Source organism: Streptomyces cyaneochromogenes (assembly GCF_003963535.1).
Lineage (GTDB): Bacteria > Actinomycetota > Actinomycetes > Streptomycetales > Streptomycetaceae > Streptomyces > Streptomyces shaanxiensis.
The window spans coordinates 9,813,785-9,831,632 of the sequence record NZ_CP034539.1 but is presented as its reverse complement, the minus strand read 5'-3'; the positions used below and the strand labels follow the sequence as shown (position 1 = coordinate 9,831,632).

Below are 17,848 nucleotides of genomic sequence, written 5' to 3'. Positions count from 1 at the left end.
GGTTGGCGAGGGAGAAGTCCCCATGGCGGATGCGACGGAGCTGCTGGACTCGGGGGAACTCCTCGACCCGGAGGCGCTGCGTGTGCTGCAACTGGAGCGACTGCGGAAGTCGCTGCGGCACGCGTACGACAACGTGCCGTTCTACCGGGAGTCCTTCGACAAGGCCGGGCTGCGGCCCGAGGACTGCCACTCACTCGCCGACCTGGCCCGTTTCCCGTTCACCACCAAGGCCGACCTGCGCGAGAACTACCCGTACGGAATGTTCGCCGTACCCCAGGACCGTATCCGCCGCATCCACGCCTCCAGCGGCACCACCGGCCGCCCCACGGTCGTCGGCTACACCGAGGCCGACCTCTCCCTGTGGTCCGACATGGTGGCCCGGTCCATCCGGGCGGCGGGCGGGCGCCCCGGCGACAAGGTCCATGTGGCGTACGGCTATGGGCTGTTCACCGGTGGGCTCGGCGCACACTACGGGGCCGAACGAATGGGCTGTACGGTCATCCCCGCGTCCGGCGGGATGACGGCCCGTCAGGTCCAGCTGATCCAGGACCTCAAGCCGGAGATCATCATGGTGACGCCGTCCTACATGCTCACCATCCTCGACGAGTTCGAGCGGCAGGGCGTCGATCCGCGTGGGACCTCCCTGCGCGTCGGCGTCTTCGGTGCCGAGCCCTGGACCGAGCAGATGCGCCAGGAGATCGAGGAGCGGTTCGCGATCGACGCCGTCGACATATACGGGCTGTCCGAGGTGATCGGGCCGGGGGTCGCGCAGGAGTGTGTGGAGACCAAGGACGGGCTCCATGTGTGGGAGGACCACTTCTACCCCGAGATCGTCGACCCGATCAGCGGCGAGGTGCTGCCGGACGGTGAGGAGGGCGAGCTGGTCTTCACCTCGCTCACCAAGGAGGCGATGCCGATCGTCCGGTACCGGACGCGGGATCTGACGCGGCTGCTGCCGGGCACGGCGCGGGTGTTCCGCCGGATGGAGAAGGTGACCGGCCGCAGTGACGACATGGTGATCCTGCGCGGTGTGAACCTCTTCCCCACCCAGGTCGAGGAGATCGTGCTGCGCACGCCGGGCGTGGCCCCGCATTTCCAGCTGCGGCTCACCCGGGAGGGCCGGCTCGACGCCCTCACCGTGCGGGCCGAGGCTCGCCCCGACGCGTCGCCCGAGACCCGGGAGGAAGCGGCGCGGGCCATCGCGGCGGCCGTGAAGGACGGCATCGGGGTGTCGGTCGCCGTGGAGATCGTCGAACCGGAGTCGCTCGAACGGTCCGTGGGCAAGATCCGCCGGATCCAGGACCTGCGTCCGCGCTAGTCACCGGCGAGACGCTCCCGCAGCTCCCGCTTGAGGATCTTGCCGCTGGCGTTGCGCGGCAGCTCGTCCACGAACACCACCCGCTTGGGCGCCTTGAAGTGGGCGAGCTTCTCGCGCGCGTGGTCGATCAGCTCGGCCTCGGTCACCTCGCCGCGCGGGACGACGACCGCCGTGACGGCCTCGATCCACCGCTCGTCGGACAGCCCGATCACGGCGACCTCGGCGACGCCTTCATGCGTGTACAGGGCGTCCTCGACCTCGCGTGAGGCGATCAGTACGCCGCCGGAGTTGATGACGTCCTTGACCCGGTCGACGATGGTGAAGTAGCCGTGCGCGTCCCGTACCGCGAGGTCACCGGAGCGGAACCAGCCGTCCCGGAAGGCCTCGGCGGTCTCCTCGGGCTTGTCCCAGTAGCCCTCGCACAACTGCGGGGAGCGGTAGACGATCTCTCCGGGGGTACCGTCGGGCACGTCCTCGCCGTCCTCGTCGACCACCCTGGCGTCGACGAAGAGGACGGTACGACCGCAGGAGTCCAGCCGGCCCTTGTGCTCGTCCGGGGCCAGCACGGTGGCCAGCGGGCCGATCTCGCTCTGGCCGAAGCAGTTGTAGAAGGCCAGCTTCGGCCACCGCTCCCGCAGCCGCTCCAGGACCGGCACCGGCATGATCGAGGCGCCGTAGTACGCCTTGCGCAGTCCGTCGAGGTCGCGGGTCGCGAAGTCGGGGCGGCCCGCGAGGGCGATCCACACCGTGGGCGGGGCGAACAGGCTGTCGACGCCCCCCGTTTCGATCAGGTCGAAGAGCCGGTCGCCGTCGGGCGCGTCGACGATCGTGTTCGTGGCGCCGACCGCGAGGTACGGCAGCAGGAACACATGCATCTGTGCCGAGTGATACAGCGGCAGTGAGTGGACGGGACGGTCGCCGGCACTCAGGTCCAGGGCGGTGATCGCGCTCAGGTACTCGTGCACCAGGGCGCGGTGGGTCATCATCGCGCCCTTGGGCAGGGCGGTCGTACCCGAGGTGTAGAGCAGCTGGACCAGGTCCTCGCTGCGCGGCTCCGGGCCGTCGTGGGCAGGCGCCGTCGCCTGGCGCGCGAGCAGTGAGTCGTCGGCGTCGCGCAGGGGCAGCGTACGGACGCCTGCCGGAAGCCGGTCCGCCAGGTCCGGGTCGGCGAGGACCAGGGAACTGCCGGACTGGCCGACGATGTACGCGAGGTCGTCGCCTGTGAGGTTCTGGTTCACCGGGACGTGGACGAGGCCGGCGCGGGCGCAGGCGAGGAAGGCGATCAGATAGGCGTCCGAGTTGTGCCCGTAGGCGCCGACCCGGTCGCCGGGGGCGAGGCCCTCGTCGAGCAGGACGCTCGCCGCGCGCGACACGGCCTCGTCGAGTTCCTCGTACGTCCAGGAGCGGTCGCGGTAGTCGACCGCCACGCGCGCGGGGGTGCGCCGGGCGCTGCGTCGCAGCACCCCGTCAACCGTGCTGCCGTGTCCAGGCGTCATGACACATGATCCTCGGTGCGCCGCACGGACAGGTCAAGCAGGACGCAGAGCGGGAACAGAACACCGCGCCGGGGACACATACCCGTTGGTACGCTCAACGGCTCCTTCCCTCAATGACGTTGGGAGGCACGATGCGCACCCGCTTCAGACGGCTCGTCGTCACGGCCGTCGCCCTGCTCACCGCCACGGCCGGACTACCCGCGGCCGCGGCCGATCAGCAGGACCGTCCGGACAGGCCCGACCGTCAGGAACAGCTCTCGCACGGCGGTCTGTCCGCCGTCGTCCGCTACACCGAGTACGGCATTGCGCACATCGTCGCCAAGGACTACAGGTCCCTCGGCTTCGGCACCGGTTGGGCTCAGGCAGCCGACCAGGTGTGCACCCTCGCCGACGGTTTCGTGACCGTACGCGGCGAGCGTTCTCGCTTCTTCGGTCCGGACGCGGCGACCGACTTCTCGCTCTCCTCCGCCACCACGAACCTCTCCAGCGACCTGTACTTCCGCGGCGTACGTCAGACGCGCACAGTGGAGAAGCTCCTCGCGCAGCCGGCACCGCGCGGCCCGAGCCGTCAGGTCAAGGACCTCATGCGGGGCTTCGCGGCCGGGTACAACACCTGGCTGAAGCAGAACCGGATCACCGACCCCGCGTGCAGGAAGGCCGCCTGGGTGCGGCCGGTCACCGCACTCGACGTGGCCGCCCGCTTCTACGCCGTCTCCGTGCTCGGCGGCCAGGGCGGCGCCGTGGACGACATCACGTCCGCCCAGCCACCCACCGGATCCGCGGCTCGCGCCAAGGCCATCGCGACCAGTCCGGACGCCGCGGCCCTGATCCGGGCCGTGCGGGAGCGGACCGCCGACGCGGACATGGGGTCGAACGCTGTGGCCTTCCGTGGGGACACCACCGCCAGCGGCCGCGGCCTGCTGCTGGGCAATCCGCACTACCCGTGGCACGGCGGACGCCGCTTCTGGCAGGCACAGCAGACGATCCCCGGCGAGCTGAACGTCGCCGGCGGGGCACTCCTCGGCTCGCCGACGATCTCCATCGGGTACAACTCCCATGTGGCGTGGAGCCACACGGTGTCGACCGGCGTCCCGTTCAATCTGCATCGTCTGACGCTGGATCCCGCCGACCCCACCGTGTACGTGGTGGACGGCAAGCGGCACCGGATGACGAAGCGGACCGTGACCGTCGCGGTCAAGGACGGCGCACCGGTGACCCGCACCCAGTGGTGGACGCGGTTCGGCCCGGTCGTCGCCTCCGCCGACGGTGAGCTCCCGCTGCCCTGGACCACGACGACGGCGTACGCGCTGGGCGACCCCAATGCCGCCAACATGCGGTTCGCCGACACCTCGCTCGGCTTCAGCAAGGCGCGCGGCACGGCGGACGTCCTCGCGTCCCTGGAGCGGCATCAGGGGATCCCGTGGGTGAACACGATCGCCGCGGACTCCTCGGGGCACTCCCTCTACACCCAGTCGCAGGTGCTGCCCCGGATCACCGACGACCTCGCGGCCCGGTGTTCCACGGATCTGGGCAGGGCCACCTACCCGGCCGCGGGCCTGGCGGTCCTGGACGGCTCCCGCGGCGACTGCTCGCTCGGCAGCGACGCCGACGCCGTCCAGTCCGGGATCTTCGGGCCCGCACGCATGCCGACGCTGAAGGACGCGCCGTACGCGGAGAACTCCAACGACAGCGCGTGGCTGGCCAACGCCGACCGGCCGCTCACCGGTTACGAGCGGGTCTTCGGCACCGTCGGCACGCAGCGCTCCCTGCGCACGCGTGGCGCGGTCGAGGACGTGGCGGCGATGGCGGAACGGGGCGGTCTGACCGTCCGGGACCTGGAGCGGCAGCAGTTCGCGAACCGGGTGCCCGCGGGCGACCTGGCCGCGGCCGACGTGGCGAAGGCGTGTGCCGCGCTTCCCGGAGGGGCGGCAACAGGCAGTGACGGCAAGGCCGTTGACGTCTCCGAGGCCTGTTCGGTGCTCGCCGCCTGGGATCGTACGGCGGACACCGGCAGCCGGGGCGCCCTGCTCTTCGACCGGTTCTGGCGCAAGCTGACGGCGAAGGTGCCGGCCGCCCAGCGCTGGAAGGTGCCCTTCTCGGCGGCGGACCCGGTGCACACCCCGAACACCCTCGACACCGACGCCCCCGGCTTCGCCACGGCCCTCGCGGACGCGGTCGCCGAGCTCCGGGCCGCGGGCATCGCACTCGACTCCCGCCTCGGTGAGCACCAGTTCGCCGTGCGGGACGGGCGGCGCATTCCGATTCCGGGCGGCACCGAGGGGCTGGGTGTGTGGAACAAGATCGAGCCGGTGTGGAATCCGGCGGGCGGCGGCTATACGGAGGTGATGACCGGCTCGAGCCACATCCAGGCGGTGGGCTGGGACGGCAGCCGCTGTCCGGTGGCCCGCACGCTCTTGACGTACTCGCAGTCCTCGAATCCGAACTCGCCCCACTTCAGCGATCAGACCCGGGTGTTCTCCGGTGAGAAGTGGGTGACGTCGCGGTTCTGCGAGAAGGACATTCTGGCTTCGCCCGCGCTGCGCGTGGTCCGGGTGAGCGACTGAGTTTGACGCCGGGTGGTCCCGCGGTGACACGCGGGACCACCCTTTTTGAACGCCTCGAATGCACCCTTGTGCTTCTTTGTGCCCCTGTGCGCCCCTCCGAAGAAAGGATTCGCAACATTCAACACAGGTGCGCACTGGGCAGGACATTACCCAAGGGCCAAGTCAATGTAGCGCCCATGGATTTCGAGCGCCGAATGAGGCAGGGGGTTTTCGATGAACCGAGTAGTGCCTGAACAAGAACACGCCTGGAGGGTGGGTACTGCGCCAGGCATATTCCCATTCATCGGCCACGGTATCGCCTTGTACCGTCACCCGTTGACGTTTCTGAATTCTTTACCCGCCCATGGGGACCTGGTCGAGATACGGCTGGGTCCCCAGCGCGCCTGGATGGTGTGCCATCCGGAGTTGGTCCACCAGGTACTCATGGACTCGCGCACCTTCGACAAGGGGGGCCCGCTCTACGACAGGCTGCGACCGCTGCTGGGCGACGGGGTCGGCACGTGCCCCCATCAGGCGCACCGGCGGCAGCGCAGGCTGCTCCAACCCGCCTTCCGCGCGGCCCGCGTCGCCGACCACACGGCCCTGATGGCCGAGGAGGTGGAGTCGGTGTGCCGTGAGTGGCACGCCGGCCGGCAGGTCGACGTCAGCGCGACCATGCTGGCGCTGACGACGCGGGTGATCAGCCGCGTCCTCTTCTCCGACTCGCTCGACGCCACGACCGGGGCGGAGATACGCAGCTGCCTCGCCACCATCGTCCGCGGCCTCTTCGTGCGGACGGTGGTTCCGGTCGACGCCCTGTTCCGTGTTCCCACGCCCGCGAACCGTCGCTACCGGCGTGCCGTCGACCGCGTGCACGCGATCGTCGACACGGCCATCGCCGAGCGCCGACGAGCCACTTCGTGCGGCGACCGGACCGACGTGCTGGGGATTCTGCTGACGGCCATGGCCGACGACGCCGGAGCGATCACCGGACAGGAAGTCCACGACCAGCTCATCACCCTCCTGTTCGCCGGGGCCGAGAGCACCGCCCTGTGCCTGACCTCCGCCCTCGACCTGCTGGCACGACACCCGCAGGAGGAGGTCCTGCTGCACTCCGAAGTCGACGCCGTACTCGCGCAAGGCCAGTTGGCAGGTCCCGACGAACTGCCGCGCCTCGTCCGCACCCGACTCGTCCTCACCGAGACACTTCGCCACCGCCCGCCCGGCTGGCTCTTCACCCGTGTCACGACCAGGGAAACGGATCTGGCCGGCCATCGTCTGCCTCCGGGAGCCACCGTCCTGTACAGCCCGTACCTCCTCCAGCACGACCCCGCCTCGTTCCCCGACCCCGATCGCTTCCTCCCCGACCGCTGGCTGCCGGGGAAGGCCGTCGGCGTCCCGCACGGGGCGATGATTCCGTTCGCCGCGGGCAGCCGTAAGTGCATAGGTGACGCTTTCGCCATGAGGGAGGCCACCATGGCCCTCGCGTTCGTAGCCCGGAACTGGCGTCTGCGCCATCTGCCCGGGCACGTCGAACGACTGCGTCCCGCGGCGACGTTGGGGCCGCGGTCACTGGTGATGGTCTGCGAACCGCGAGGCCCACGCCCCCTCGGCACACCTCATCGGGTGGACTCCCCCGAAACCTGGGCAGCCGCAGCACCTCGCGTACATGACTCCCGAACGGCAGGTGGCAACGGTGTCGACGGCGCATGAGGAAGTCACGCTCGCCACGCAAGGCGGAATTGCGGCCTCCAATCTGACGGAACTGATCGACGCCCATCTCCATATGCCCTTCCCGTTCCTGAGCAATAGCCATGCGTCCGCAGCGGCCGCCGGAGTCGACGTGTGGTTACGCTCGTGCGGGCTGACCGACGAAGTGGGGGTGGCGGCAATGATCGCCTTCACGAGGCCGGCAGAACTCGCGTCCTACAACAGCCCGACGGCGGAGTTGGACGTCCTTCAGATCGTGGCCAATCAAATCGCCTATCAATTCATCTTCGACGACCGGGCCGAGGAGATCGGCCGACAGTCGCCGGACCGGCTGCTGCCGATGCTGTGCGAGAGCATCGGAATCCTGCGCGACGATGCTTCGCCCAGCACCCGTCTGGGCGCGGCGCTGGCCGATCTGCACCGACAGGTCCGGCTGAGGTGCACCCCCGCACAGGCCGCACGCTGGGCCTGGAAGAGCCGCGAGTACGTACACGGCCTGCTCTACGAGGCGGTGGCCCAGGCCAAGCCTCTCCCTCCACGCATGAAACTGAGCACCTCGATACGGTCGCTGACCGCGGGCGTCGAACCCTTCTTCCCGTTGGCCGAAGCGGCACAACCGCGCGAACTGTCTTCCGAGGAACTCCATCACCCGGTCGTGCAACGCCTGAGCCGGCTCTCCGCCGATGCGGCCGTGTGGATACCCGACCTGTTCTCCTCCGTGAAGGAGCAGCGAGCCGGCGGAGTGATCAATCTGGCCCTGGCCCACCAGCGGGCCCACCGATGCTCGCTTCCGGTGGCCGTCATGCTGGCCATCCAGCAGATCAACAGCACGATCAGGGAGTTCGAGCGGCTCTACGAGGAGATCGAACCGGAGTTGAGCCCCGCCGGGATCGGCTACGTGGACGGCATGGCCGGCTGGATCCGCGGGTGTTACTACTGGTCCCGCACCGTGCCACGGTATGTGGACGCGGCCCTGACGCCTGCCCTCCTGTGAGACGTCCTGCGCCCGCCGAGACCGCGCGGCGGGCGCACGGCTCCCTGCCGACCACGATTCCCTGGGCCCCACGCCTGCGCCACCGAGAGGGATTATTCGACATTCCCTACCCGAAGAGCGGACAATAGAACCACTTCGGCGCGAGATTCATCCATCTCTGTCATTCTCCTGCCCCATTCCCACCACCGAGCACCCACCAGTGCGTACTGTCTGCGCAGTCCTCCGAGGATCAACGACAGGAAGCGGTAGGGCCTATGGCGCACGGGTCGTGGCAACCGAACACCGAGCCCCGCCCGTTGCTGGAGCGCCAACGGGAACTCCATGCGCTCGACTCCGCGTTGTCGGACCTGCGCGAGGCCGCCGACGGGGTGCAGCGTTCGCGGCCCAGTGGACTGCTCGCCTTCACCGGTCCGGCCGGGCTGGGCAAGACGGCGCTCCTCACGAAGGCCCGCGCCCGCGCCGCGGCCCAAGGCTTCACGGTGCTCTCGGCCTGCGGCGGCCAGAACGAACAGGAGCTGGCTTTCCGTCTGGTGCGCCAGCTCGTCCAGCCCGCCCTGGCCACGATGGACGAGGCGGAACGCCGTACCTTCCTGGGAAGTTGGTACGACATCGTCGCCGTGGCGCTCGGCCTGGAGGCGGCGACGGACACCGTCCACGCGCCGGATCCCACGGGGGTGCGAGACGGCCTCGACTGGGTCATGACGCGCCTGGCGACGATGAAAGCACCCCTCGTCCTGCTCCTGGACGATCTGCACTGGGCCGATCTCGAGTCCCTCGGCTGGCTCGCCTCGTTCATCCCGCGGGCAGCTGATCTCCCGCTCCTGGTCCTCGTCGCGTACCGGCCCGACGAGCTGCCGGCGGAGGCGGCCGCCTTCCGTACGGTCGTCGAACGCCACGGGAACCGCCCCCACCCGCTGGCGCGGCTCAGCGCCGCCGGTGTGGCCCAGATCGTCCGGGACGAACTGGGAGAGGGAGCCGCGGACGAGTTCTGCGACGAATGCTGGTCGGTGACCGGCGGAAGCCCGTTCGAGGCCGTCGAACTCGCCATCAGGCTCGCCGAGCAGAATCTCAAAGGGGCACAGGAGGAGTTGGCCACGATGCGGGACCTGGCCGCGGCGGTCAAGGGCCCTGGACTGATCGAGAGCCTTCGCGGGCTCGGCACGACCACCCTCCGGTTCGCCCATGCCGCCGCCGTACTGGGCCCGCCGGTGTCCCCGGAACTCGCCGCCACGCTAGCGGTGATCGGCAGCGAGGACGCCGTCGAAGCGATCGGCAAACTGCGCGCCGCCCGGATCCTGTCCTGTGCCCAGGGTCCTGGGGGCAGCCTGGAGTTCGTGCACCCGCTGATCGCCACGACGATCTACCGGTCCATCCCCTCGGGCCTGCGGGTCGGCCTGCACGACAGGGCCGCGGAAGCAGTGCGGGCGGCGGGGCTGGGACCGACCGCCGCCGCCCGGCATCTGCTGGAGGTTCCCTGCGAAGGCAGGCGCGAGGTGGTCGACTGCCTTCGCGAGGCCGCCCGTGAGTATCTGCGTGCCGGGGCTCCGGAGGCCGCCCGGCGTGTCCTGGCCCGAGCGCTGCAGGAGCCACCCCTTCCGGAGGACCGGGCCGCACTCCTCCACGACCTCGCGTGCTCGACCTTTCTGCTCGACCCCACGGCCACGGTCAGCCTTCTGCAAGAGGCGCTCGCGGAGACCGGGTTGGACCCCCGACTGCGGGCCTCCATCGTCTACCGGCTGACCCAGGCACTGGCCCACACCGACCGGCTGGCCGAGGCGGCGACCGTGTCCGCCGACGAGGCGCGGCTCGCCACACATCCACGCCTCCGACTGCGCATGCAGGCCGACCATTTCGTCTGGAGCGCCTTCCGCGCCGATGAGCCCGACTCCATCGCCCGCTCGCGCAGGCTGACGCGCCTGGCCGAACGTCTGGTGGGCCGCGGTCTGGAGGAGCGGTACATCCTGGGTCTGCGCGCCTGGGACGCCCTTGTGCGCGGCGAACCCCGGCAGACGGCCCTCGCCTGTGCGGAGGAGTCCCTGCGAGGTGGTCTGAGCTGGACGGACGAGAACCGGGGCTTCGAGGTTCCGGTCTCGGTAGCCCTGGTGTTCATGTACTGCGACCAGCCGCGGCGGGCCGAGGAACTGTTCACCACAGGCATGGCCGAGTGCGAGCGCATGGGCTGGCGCGGCTCCCACCTGGCGCAGGGGCAGACTCTCTTCGGCTACATCCGCTACCGCAGGGGCTGCCTGCCTGAGGCGGAGGAATTCGTACGGGCCGGGCTGCGCACCGCGAACCGGGTGGCGGGCGCGGTACCCGCCCAGTGGTTCGCCATCGGCATCCTCATCCAGACCCTGCTCGCCCGCGGCCGCACAGCGCAGGCGCGGCGCCTCGCCGACACCTACCACTACGGCGAGGTCGTCCCGAACGCCGTCATCTACCCCGACCCCCGCACGGTGTACGCCGAGCTGCTGCTGGCCGAGGGGCGGCTCGCCGAGGCGGCGGACCTGTTGTCCGCCGTCGGGGAATGGCTGGACGCACGGGGCTGGCGCAACCCCTCCTGGTGTCCCTGGCAGCTGCACCTGGCGTCCGCCCTCGCCCCCACGGCCCCCGGGCGCGCACTGTCCCTCGCCCGCGACGCCGTCAAGCGCGCCAGGGACTTCGGTGCCGCCTCCACGATCGGCCAGGCACTCCACGTCGAGGCTGAGGTAACCGGCGGACCAGGTGCGCTCAAGCTGCACGCGGAGGCAGTGGAGCACCTTGAGCAGTCCCCCGCCGCCTACGAACTCGCCCGCGCACTGATCGGCCACGGCGCCGCCCTGTCCCGCAGCGGGCGCCTCCAGGAAGCCGCAGACCGGCTCTACCAAGGCCTGGAAGGCGCCGTCCACTGCGGGGCCGAGGGGCTCGCCGCCCGGGCCAGGCAGGAGCTCTCGGCGGCGGGGATGCGGCCGCTGCCGCTGCGCTACGCGCAGGCGGACACGCTGTCAGCACAGGAGCGGCGTACCGCCGAACTGGCCCTCCAGGGACTCCCTCTGCCGGTGATCGCCAAGGAACTGCGTCTCACCGAGCAGGGCGTGCGGCAGTTGCTGTCCGGTGTCTACCGCAAGGTCGGCACCGATGCCGCGGGCCTCGCCAAGGCGTGGGAGACCTTTCCCCCTGTTCGCCCTTGAAGCCGTCGGCCGAGCCGCACGCCCGCGCCGGGCTCGGTCACACCGGTCGCGTGCGCCCCTCCCAGTACGGGTCCCGCAACCTCCGCTTGTACAGCTTGCCGTTGGGATCGCGTGGCATCTCGGTGATGAAGTCGACGCTCTTGGGCCGTTTGTAGCCGGCGAGCCGGTCGGCGCAGTGGTCGAGGATCGCGGCGGCCAGGGCAGGGCCGGGGTCGTGGCCGGGGGCCGGTTCGACCACTGCCTTGACCTCCTCGCCCCAGTCGTCGTGCGGGATGCCGAAGGCGGCCGCGTCGGCGACGGCGGGGTGGGCGAGGAGTGCGGACTCGATCTCGGCGGGGTAGATGTTGACCCCGCCGGAGATGATCATGTCGATCTTGCGGTCACGGAGGAAGAGGTAGCCGTCCTCGTCGAGATATCCGAGGTCGCCGACGGTGAAGAAGTCGCCGATGCGGTTCTTGCGCGTCTTGGACTCGTCCTTGTGGTAGGCGAAGCCACCAGTGTTCATCTTCAGGTAGACGGTGCCGAGTTCGCCGGGCGGGAGCCGGTTGCCGTCGTCGTCGAAGATCGCGAGTTCGCTGATGGGCCAGGCCTTGCCGACCGTGCCGGGCTTCTTCAGCCAGTCCTCGGCGGTGGCGAAGGCGCCGCCGCCCTCACTGGCCGCGTAGTACTCCTCCACGCACGGGCCCCACCAGTCGAGCATCGCCCGCTTCACGTGGTCGGGACAGGGGGCGGCGCCGTGGATGGCGTGCCGCATGGAGGAGACGTCGTAGCGGGCGCGCACCTCCTCGGGCAGGGCGAGCAGGCGGTGGAACTGGGTCGGGACCATGTGCGTGTGGGTGCACTTCTCCCGGTCGATCAGGCGGAGCATCTCCTCGGGCGTCCACTTGTCCATCAGGACCAGGCGGTGGCCGATGTGCAGCGACGCGCCGGCGAACTGGAGAACGGCGGTGTGGTAGAGCGGCGAGCAGACGAGGTGCACGTTGTCGTCGAACGGGCGGATGCCGAAGATGCCGAGGAAGCCGCCCAGGTACGCCTCCTCGGGGAGCTTGCCGGGCAGCGGGCGCCGGATGCCGCGCGGGCGGCCCGTGGTGCCCGAGGTGTAGTTCATGACCCAGCCGAGGGTGCGGTCGGCGGGCGCCGACTCCGGTTGCCCGTCGACCAGTTCGGCGTACGGCCGGAAGCCCTCGACCGTGCCGATCGCGTACCGGTGGGTGACGGGCAGTCCGGCCTCGTCCGCGGCGCCTCGCACGGGGGCGGCGAAGCGTTCGTGCGTGAGGAGCACCTTGGCTCCGGAGTCGGCGACGATCCAGGCGATCTCCGGGCCGACGAAGTGGTGGTTGACGGGCACGAGGTAGAAGCCCGCCTGGCTGGCGGCCAGGTACGCGATGATGAACTCGGCGCTGTTGGGCAGGACGACCGCGAAGGCGTCGCCGCGCCGCATGCCGGCCGCGCGCAGGCCGTGGACGAGGCGGTTGGTGGCGGCGTGCAGACGGCCGGCGGTCCACTCCTCGCCGTCGGGGGCGACGAGGACCGTGCGGTGCGGATCGGCCGCCGCCTGGGCCCAGAAGCCCGCCGGGGGGGTGCTCGTGCTCGTCACTCGCCGCTCCTTCCGGCTATGCGGTTGATGCGATCGACGGCTCGCTCGAAGCCGCGGGTGAGGTCGTCGAAGACGGCCCGGACGCTGCGTTCGCTGTTCATCCGGCCGACGATCTGGCCGACGGGGGTGCCGAGCAGCGGCTCGACCTCGTACTTCTGGATGCGCGAGACGGCCTCGGCGACCAGCAGGCCCTGCAGGGGCATGGGCAGGGTGCCCGGCCCGCTCGTGTCGTCCCAGGCGTCGGTCCACTCGGTGCGCAGCTGGCGTGCGGGTTTCCCGGTCAGGGCGCGGGAGCGCACCGTGTCGCCGGAACCGGCGGCGAGCAGCTTGCGGGTCAGGGCGGGTGAGTGCAGATCGGCTTCTGTGGTGGTCAGCCATATGGAGCCCAGCCACACACCCTGGGCGCCCAGACTGAGTGCCGCCGCCACCTGTTGGCCGCTGCCGATGCCGCCTGCGGCCAGTACGGGCAGGGGGTCGACGGCCTCCACGACCTCCGGGGTGAGCACCATGGAGGCGATGTCCCCGGTGTGGCCGCCCGCCTCGTAGCCCTGGGCGACCACGATGTCGATGCCGCGCTCCTTGTGCTTGACGGCGTGCCGGGCACTGCCCGCGAGTGCGGCGACCAGGACGTTCTGGTCATGGGCGCGTTCCACCACATCGGCGGGCGGTGAGCCCAGGGCGTTGGCGAGCAGCTTGATCGGGTAGTCGAAGGCGACGTCGAGCTGGGTGCGGGCCACGTGCTCCATCCACCCGGTGATGCGCCAGCCGGAAGCCTCGCCCTCGGCGAGTTCGGGCACGCCGTATTTGGCGAGGGTGTCCTTGACGAACTGCCGGTGCCCCTCCGGGATCATCGCCTCGACATCGGCCTCGGTCAGTGTTCGGTCCTTCGGAGCCTCCACCTTCTTCGCGGGCATGACCACGTCCAGGCCATAGGGCCTGCCGTCGACATGGGCCTCGATCCAGTCGAGGTCGCGTTTGAGGTCGTCGGGGGCGGTGTAGCGGACCGCGCCGAGCACTCCGAAGCCGCCGGCCCGGCTGATGGCCGCGGCGACGGCGGGGAACGGCGTGAAGCCGAAGACGGCGTGCTCGACTCCCAGTTTCTTGCTCAGCTCCGTCTGCATGGGCGCAGGATGCCGCAGTCCTCCGAACGACGGAAGACCTTTTCTGATACACCGTCAGATCTCTTGAGTGGAACGGGGCGTTGACACCGAGCCCTACTGACATGAAAGTTTCATCACGCAAGGTGATCCCGGAAAGATACTTTCAGCCGGCGTGGTGGGAGGAACCTCGATGGCCGACGGCAGAGAAAGACTGACCCGGCGTCAACTCGGCCAGGGACTAGTGGCCTTGGGCGGAGCCCTGGCCATCGCCCCGTTCCCCGCCGGTCCGGCGGCGGCCGCCTCCTCCGGCCACGGCGGCACCCTGCGGCACGGCTCCGCCGAGCGTGCCGGCCTCCTCCCCGACCACCTCGACCGCCTGGTCACCGATGCCAAGGCATACCTCGGCCCCTCCCCCAAGCACCCCTGGTACGCGGGCGCCGTCCTGCTCGCCGGGCGGGGCAGTACGGTGGCCCTGCACCAGCCCATCGGCATGGCGGTGCGCTATCAGTCGTACGACGAGAAGACCGACACCGGCGTCGAGTTCCCCGCCGGCCGGCAGATCGCGATGGCCGAGGACACCGTCTTCGATCTGGCCTCGGTGTCCAAGCTGTTCACGTCGATCCTCGCCGTGCAGCAGATCGAGCGGGGTGCGCTCGGGCTGGAGGCGACCGTCGCCTCCTACCTCCCGGACTTCGGCCGGGCGGGCAAGCAGGACATGACTGTTCGTCAGCTCCTCACCCACACTTCAGGGTTCCGCGCCTGGATCCCGCTGTACAACGCGCCGACGTACGACGAGAAACTCCAGCTCATCTGGAACGAGGCGCCGCTCAACCCGCCGGGGACGACATACCTCTACTCGGACCTGAACCTGATCTCCCTCCAGCTGGTCCTGGAGAAGATCACCGGCCGTACGCTCGACGCCCTCCTGCGCGACGAGATCACCGCCCCGCTCGGCATGCGCCGCACCCGCTACAACCCGCCCGCGGTCTGGAAGCCGAGGATCGCGGCCACCGAGGACGCCCGTAAGCCCTGGTCCGGCCTGGACCGGGGGCTGGTGTGGGGCGAGGTGCACGACGAGAACGCCTTCAGCCTCGGTGGGGTCGCGGGCCACGCGGGTGTGTTCTCGAACGCCTGGGACCTCGCGGTCCTCGGGCGGACGCTGCTCAACGGCGGTGTCTACGGAAGGGCCCGCATCCTGGATCCGGAGTCGGTGGAGCTGATGTTCACCGACTTCAACACCGCGTTCCCGGGCGACGAGCACGGTCTCGGCTTCGAGCTCTACCAGCACTGGTACATGGGCGCGATGGCCACCCCGCACACGGCGGGGCACACCGGTTTCACCGGCACCTCGCTGGTCCTCGACCCGTCGACCGACTCCTTCCTCGTCGTGCTCGGCAACTCCGTTCACCCGGTGCGCGGTTGGCGCTCCGGTTCCGCGCCCCGGGTCGCCGCCGCGAACAACATGGCCCGCGCCGTGTCCGTCCGCCCGCGGCTCGGTCGTACCGCGTGGTTCTCCGGAATGGCGACCGCCACGACCGCGACCCTCGCGCTCCCCCCGGTCGACACGTCCGGCGGCGAGGCCCGGCTGCGCTGCGCCCTGTGGTGGGACACCGAACCCAAGGCGGACCTCCTCACCCTGGAGGCCACGACCGACGGTGGCGCCACCTGGCAGCCGCTCCCCTTCACGACGACACGCCATGGAGGTCAGCCGCAGGACCACCCGGCAGGCACCGTCACCGGCTGGTCGGGCCGTGTCTGGCACCGGCTCACGGCACGACTCCCCGCGCACCGGCAGCTGGTGCTCCGCTGGCGGTACGCGACCGACCGGCTGTACGTGGGCCGTGGCGCGTACGTCGACGGCCTGCGCGTCGAGGCGGCGGACACCGTCCTCTTCGACGAGGCACGGCCGGCGGACACCGCGCGGATCTCGGCGAGCGGTTGGACGGCCTCCGCGAACTGACGAGCCGAACTGACGACCCGGCCTGACAGGGACGCCGGTCAGGCCGGGGTCAGGAGGTCGGAGTGGAGTGGGGTGACCTCGACGTCGGCACCGGAGACCCGGTGCTGTTCCTGCACGGCCCCCTGGAGCTACATCTGGCGAACGCTCGGCCGCGCCGAGCCGCCGTACGACGCCGTGCCGTACGGCGGCACGCGGCCTGCTCGGGACCTTGTCGCCGGACTTTCGCTGCATCGCTCCCGACCACGCGGGGTTCGGCCTGTCGCCCCGCGTTCCGGCGGCGAAAGGGTCCCTCGACGCCCTCAGCGGCAGCTCTCGTATCAAAGATACGAAAGCAACTTGCCGCATGGTTGGGCAGGTTTTGGGAACTATGCGTCCGCCTGGAGGACCGCCATCGCCGCGTTGTGCCCGGGCACCCCGCTCACCCCGCCTCCGCGCACCGCGCCCGCCCCGCACAGCAGCACGTTCGCGTGCGGTGTCTCCACGCCCCAGCGCCCGGTGTTCTCCTGGGCGTACGGCCAGGCCAGCTCGCGGTGGAAGATGTTGCCGCCGGGGAGGCGCAGGTCGCGCTCCAGGTCCAGTGGGGTCTTGGCCTCGATGCAGGGACGTCCGTCGGCGTCGGTCGCCAGGCAGCCGACGATCGACTCGGTGAGATGGGCGTCCAGCTGGGCGAGCGTCGACTTGAGCAGTTCCTCGCGTACGGCGGCGTTGTCGCCCTCGAAGAGCCGGGCCGGAGTGTGCAGGCCGAAAAGAGTGAGGGTCTGGTAGCCCTGTTCGACCAGGGCGGGGCCGAGGATCGTCGGGTCGGTCAGCGAGTGGCAGTAGATCTCCGCCGGGGGCGCGGCGGGGAGTTCCCCGGCGACGGCCTGGGCGTGGGCGGTGGCCAGCTGGTCGTAGCCCTCGGCGATGTGGAAGGTGCCGGAGAACGCCTCACGCGGGTCGACGGAGCTGTCGCGCAGCCGGGGCAGGCGCTTGAGCAGCATGTTCACCTTGAGCTGGGCGCCCTCGGCGGGGGCCGGGGGTGTGTCGCCGGTGAGGGCGGCCAGGGCCTGCGGGGAGGCGTTGACCAGGACGTGCCGGGCGACGGCGACGCCCTCGCCGTCCGCCGTGCGATAGGTGACCTCCGCCGTACGGCCGTCCGTGTCGATCCGTTCCGCCTCGTGCCCGGTGGCGATGACCGTGCCCGCCGCACGCGCCGCCGCGGCCAGGGCGTCGGTGAGGGCGCCCATGCCGCCGACGGGGACGTCCCAGTCGCCGGTGCCGCCGCCGATCACGTGGTAGAGGAAGCAGCGGTTCTGCCTCAGCGAGGGGTCGTGGGCGTCGGCGAAGGTCCCGATGAGCGCGTCCGTGAGGACCACGCCCCGCACCAGGTCGTCGGCGAATCGCTCCTCGATGGCGAGACCGATCGGCTCCTCGAACAGGGTCCGCCAGGCCTCCTCGTCGTCCACCCGGCGGCGCAGCTCCTCGCGGCTCGGCAGGGGCTCGACGAGCGTCGGGAAGACCCGCTTGGCGACCTCGCCGGTCATCCCGTAGAAGCGCTGCCAGGCCTGGTACTCGCGCTCCCCGCCCGTCAGCCGGGCGAACGCCTCCCGGGTGCGCCGCTCGCCGCCGCCCACCAGCAGACCGGTGGGCCGTCCGTCGCGTTCCACGGGCGTGTACGAGGAGACGTTGCGGGTGCGGACCCGGAAGTCCAGGCCGAGGTCCCGCACGATCTTCTTGGGCAGCAGGCTGACCAGGTACGAGTAGCGCGACAGCCGCGCGTCGACCCCGGCGAACGGCCGGGTGGACACAGCGGCGCCCCCGGTGTGGTCCAGCCGCTCCAGCACCAGCACGGACCGGCCGGCCCGGGCCAGGTAGGCGGCGGCGACCAGGCCGTTGTGGCCTCCGCCGACGATGACGGCGTCGTACGTACGGTGTCCCGGCTTTCCCTCGTGTGCAGGCATGGTTCTTGGTAACACGTGATGAT

10 protein-coding genes are annotated in these 17,848 nt (G+C 70.5%); 6 read left to right on the top strand and 4 right to left on the bottom strand.

What is annotated here, in order from left to right:
* Positions 1 to 22: 22 nt before the first annotated feature.
* Entirely contained in the window at positions 23 to 1,318 is a 1,296-nt protein-coding gene (gene paaK, locus EJ357_RS44075) for a phenylacetate--CoA ligase PaaK (RefSeq protein WP_126397928.1), read from the top strand.
* Here paaK and EJ357_RS44070 read toward each other — a convergent pair.
* Positions 1,315 to 2,814: an acyl-CoA synthetase gene (locus EJ357_RS44070; protein ID WP_126397926.1), complete on the bottom strand. Its 1,500-nt coding sequence runs from the start codon at positions 2,812 to 2,814 to the stop codon at positions 1,315 to 1,317. The genes paaK and EJ357_RS44070 overlap by 4 nt on opposite strands.
* Before the next feature lie 131 nt (positions 2,815 to 2,945).
* Here EJ357_RS44070 and EJ357_RS44065 point away from each other — a divergent pair, with 131 nt between their 5' ends.
* From EJ357_RS44065 to EJ357_RS44050, 4 genes are all read left to right on the top strand, one after another.
* Complete coding sequence (locus EJ357_RS44065) at positions 2,946 to 5,378, top strand: penicillin acylase family protein (RefSeq protein ID WP_126397924.1); 2,433 nt, start codon at positions 2,946 to 2,948, stop codon at positions 5,376 to 5,378.
* A 213-nt stretch (positions 5,379 to 5,591) separates the two neighbouring features.
* Complete coding sequence (locus tag EJ357_RS44060) at positions 5,592 to 7,070, top strand: cytochrome P450 (protein WP_126397922.1); 1,479 nt, start codon at positions 5,592 to 5,594, stop codon at positions 7,068 to 7,070.
* Complete coding sequence (locus EJ357_RS44055; protein WP_228472798.1) at positions 7,027 to 8,061, top strand: (-)-alpha-amorphene synthase; 1,035 nt, start codon at positions 7,027 to 7,029, stop codon at positions 8,059 to 8,061. Before EJ357_RS44060 ends, EJ357_RS44055 begins: the two co-directional genes overlap by 44 nt.
* A 254-nt stretch (positions 8,062 to 8,315) precedes the next feature.
* Positions 8,316 to 11,228, top strand: coding sequence for an ATP-binding protein (locus tag EJ357_RS44050; RefSeq protein WP_126397920.1), 2,913 nt, complete (start codon positions 8,316 to 8,318; stop codon positions 11,226 to 11,228).
* 37 nt (positions 11,229 to 11,265) lie between these two features.
* Here EJ357_RS44050 and EJ357_RS44045 read toward each other — a convergent pair whose 3' ends face one another.
* On the bottom strand, positions 11,266 to 12,825 hold the full coding sequence (locus EJ357_RS44045; RefSeq protein ID WP_126397918.1) for an acyl-CoA synthetase: 1,560 nt from the start codon (positions 12,823 to 12,825) through the stop codon (positions 11,266 to 11,268).
* A complete protein-coding gene (locus EJ357_RS44040; RefSeq protein ID WP_126397916.1) occupies positions 12,822 to 13,946 on the bottom strand; it encodes an NAD(P)H-dependent flavin oxidoreductase in 1,125 nt (374 codons plus the stop codon). The genes EJ357_RS44045 and EJ357_RS44040 overlap by 4 nt, the downstream gene beginning before the upstream one ends.
* Positions 13,947 to 14,115: 169 nt before the next feature.
* Between EJ357_RS44040 and EJ357_RS44035 the strand changes: the two genes are divergently transcribed.
* Positions 14,116 to 15,885: a serine hydrolase domain-containing protein gene (locus EJ357_RS44035; RefSeq protein ID WP_126397914.1), complete on the top strand. Its 1,770-nt coding sequence runs from the start codon at positions 14,116 to 14,118 to the stop codon at positions 15,883 to 15,885.
* Between the two features lie 365 nt (positions 15,886 to 16,250).
* On the opposite strand, the gene EJ357_RS44030 is transcribed toward EJ357_RS44035, so the two are convergent.
* Positions 16,251 to 17,825 carry a phytoene desaturase family protein gene (locus tag EJ357_RS44030; protein ID WP_175647749.1) on the bottom strand — a complete coding sequence of 525 codons (1,575 nt, stop codon included), beginning with the start codon at positions 17,823 to 17,825 and terminating at the stop codon, positions 16,251 to 16,253.
* Positions 17,826 to 17,848: the final 23 nt, after the last annotated feature.